The organism is Vibrio methylphosphonaticus (genome assembly GCF_023634655.1).
Taxonomy (GTDB): domain Bacteria; phylum Pseudomonadota; class Gammaproteobacteria; order Enterobacterales; family Vibrionaceae; genus Vibrio; species Vibrio methylphosphonaticus.
This window is the reverse complement of the sequence record NZ_JAMKMS010000044.1, coordinates 1-3,305: the sequence shown is the minus strand read 5'-3', so window position 1 is coordinate 3,305 and position 3,305 is coordinate 1. Positions and strand designations below refer to the sequence as shown.

Here is a 3,305-nt window from a genome sequence, read left to right as displayed (position 1 = left end):
AGCCATTAAGTAAAGACTGTTTTCTTTGCGAGTGAACTGACTGAACGGCTAACTAGTATTCGTTAACCTGTGATTTGCTGATATTGAACTAAGTGACTTATGTCAAATTAGAAGAGAATCCAGATTCCTAGTAGAGTGCATTAAGATACCCTAGACTCTAGAGCTACATCTTGTAGGGCTTAGAGGCAACCACGCGTGGAGTTAGAAACTCACCTATAGCACACCATTGCTTATATAAGGACTGACATCCAGGCTCAATATCGACCTCTTTGTTAAAAGCTTTGATAGAGTGATGAACTAGGCTCGATAATTTACAAACAATTTTATGGTTCACTTCTATTTTTTCTAAGGAGCCTTCATATATGCTCCCCTCAATAATATCTTTCCAATACTTACCACATTTAGATTCTGAGATAATTAGCTCTTTCTTGATACTGTCTTTAAAATCATAATATAAGTAGGATTCACTACATTTAGACCTAGAGTACTTTATAAAATCAATCGCTGGCATTTGTGTTTTAATAGCTGTTTTCTCGTGCATAGCAAACGGTACTAAGTTTTCCACTTCATGCGCCTCTATACACAAAAAACTAGAGGGTAACCCATTATCATCAAACACCTTTTTTGTTTTTCTCGCAGTGCCGCCAACCATATCATGAGGAGAAACTTTATCGCTATCACATATACCATATACCCCAACCCTAGTGTTGATACACTTCTCTGAAACAGTTGAAGTCGTATCACCTCCGCCGTGAATAGCTTCATAAGAGACTTGTAAATCAGTGGAAATATTTTTTTCACAAAAGTACCAATCAATTATCTTCCTATATACAAGATCATCATCTTTATTCTCAAATACAACCGAGGCTTTTGTAATAGGTAGGTAATCATTATCTTGGACCTTGTTTTGATAATCGAAAATATCATAATCTCCAGATCCAGTATATCTTGAATCATAACACTTGATAGTATTACCAAAACTCTTAAGCTTAGGGTTAATAAAAGTTGAATTCTCCTTATCAAAATTCAATATCGAACGTTGTCTTCCATTCAAGTCTAACGTTCCAATTAATTTAAGTATATCCTTCTTACTTAATAATAAAGATATAAATCCATTTCTTCTTGCCAATAGCAAATCATCTAAAAATGTGGTTGCATCACTGCTACCATCTTCAATCGATCTGTATACTGACTCACAAAGTTCAACAATCATTCTTAGTACGTAAAAAATCCATCAGGCCAATTTTCGAGTTCTCCACTCTCATTGAAATGCGAGTAGGAAATATCGGTCTTTCGTTGTTTTCTGTCTTGTTCAAACATGATTATGTTTATATCTTCAGCATCAGTCTCACCTAATGCGACTGAATCACCAAACTTTGAAATCATCGATGAACTGTGCGTTTCAATTATCAGTCTTACATCTATCGAATTTTCACTAGCCAGTTTTATCACACTAGAAAATACTTCAGCTAAATTAGCTTGCATCTTTGGATGTAAATGTAATTCTGGCTGCTCAATCGCAAATATATATTGCTTCCCCCCTCTACCTTTTAAGCTTTTTTCATAGCCAGAAGACACAGACCAAAGCTGCACTATAATAGGTAGTATCTGAGAAAATCCGAAGCCCATATCTGTAATGTTCGTTGAGTAGTCATCATACCTAAGGTTTATAGCAATGTGACTAGATGATGTGTTTTCATCAATTACAAAGTTAAAGTGTTCCCTTGTCCAATCATCTAATTTCTCTCGCCATTTCTTAGGTATATTAGTGAGAAACATACCTATATTTTCGCCTCGATGATCAATCTCATCAATACTAAGGTCTTGATACCTATAATATCTCTCTGTAGAAGCTCGAAGAGGCGCTATATACCTTACATTTCTAAATGTTTCTGAAATATGAGAGTTTATATCCATACTATTATTAGTAACAGTATACAAATCGGCCAATGCAGCTAAAAAAACAAACTCTGTCGTATCAATATTCCAGCTTTCAACAAGAGATTTCCATTTATTTGTCGAACGAATAGACTTGAGTATTTTAAGTTTATCTTCATCAGACATAATAAACCTAACCAAGCTAGATGTAATTTCATATACCCGATTCTTACTTTGGCTACCGGTGTGTTTTCTTATAAGATCACTTATCTGATTGAAAACATTACCCATAATGGTCTTTCTATCTTTACTTATATCTCTACTATAATATGAGTAATGGAATTCAGGACTACCTAATATAGGGATTATTGTATTCGTATTACTAAGCTGATATTTAATTTTATTTTTTTCTAGTTGCCAAGTAATTCTATTGGAATAAATACTTTTAATTATTCCATTGGATTCAAACTCAAAATTTATCTCGTGACCATAAATATCAATTGAAAGTTTATTTGTATAGCACGAATCTCCCACTCCTTCTAAACAGATGGTAGTTTTCAAATCAATGATTGGGGTATTCCTATATAACGAGGCACGCTCTTGGTCATATCTAAAGTCAAATGAGAAACTAATTATATCTAAGCAATGTTCTTCTTTACTACCTTGATACTTAGATGTTTTAAATGATTCGAAGTCTGTATACTCACCATTCCAGAGAATTGGCCCACGAGTCTTCCTCTCCGCACTTTGGCGCAGTAGAGGAAAGACCCTCAAAAATGTACTTTTCCCTGAACTATTTGTACCTAATAATACGTTAATGGGCTTAATATCAACATAGCCTGTATCAACTAGTGATCTTAATCCACGCACTTTTATAGAATCCACAATAAAAAATCTATCTTTTAATAAGTTAACTCATCATAGAATATACCCCCTTAAGAATCAACTAGTTGAATATGTTGTTCATCACATATAACTTGCTAGCAACTTCAGGAGTACGTCAACGAGCTCAAAGACAAAAAAAACTGTTAGTTTTGATCACTATTGCCCCAAATAAATAGCAGTAACTCTTCCCTCCCATGCCCTAGTTCTTCAGTAATGACCATTCTTGCCTCAAATTCACGCTTTTTGTCCGCTACTCTTAATCTTTTGGTTGATGGCCCACCCGCAGCAAGAGCATTAGAGCCCGTCAATTCAAAATATCGTAAATGCACATACGCATACCGCAAGCCATATGCTTTGTATATGCTCATTTAGATACAAGCTCTTTCGTGTTTTTTCATCTAAGAGGCATATTTAGTGCCACTACAATTATCAATACCTCAACCATTCCAAGTACTTATAACCTGTGATTTAATGCACTTAAAGGCTTATAAGGTGAGTTTGAATGGCACGAAAGAACGACGGAATCATATGGCACTTAATAG

At 34.8% G+C, this 3,305-nt stretch carries 2 protein-coding genes and 1 pseudogene; all 3 read right to left on the bottom strand.

Translation table 11 applies throughout. The features are described 5' to 3' along the window. Window positions 1-163: 163 nt before the first annotated feature. Entirely contained in the window at window positions 164-1,213 is a 1,050-nt protein-coding gene (locus M9196_RS23055) for a hypothetical protein (RefSeq protein ID WP_250619846.1), read from the bottom strand. A gap of 2 nt (window positions 1,214-1,215) precedes the next feature. Then, a complete protein-coding gene (locus tag M9196_RS23050; RefSeq protein ID WP_250619845.1) occupies window positions 1,216-2,763 on the bottom strand; it encodes an AAA family ATPase in 1,548 nt (515 codons plus the stop codon). A gap of 156 nt (window positions 2,764-2,919) precedes the next feature. Next, a pseudogene (locus M9196_RS23045) lies at window positions 2,920-3,161 on the bottom strand (integrase); the annotation flags it as partial. Window positions 3,162-3,305 lie beyond the last annotated feature (144 nt).

Excerpts from the sequence above, each read along its gene's own strand:
- M9196_RS23055 (WP_250619846.1), bottom strand. The coding sequence starts at position 1,213 with ATGATTGTTGAACTTTGTGAGTCAGTATACAGATCGATTGAAGATGGT.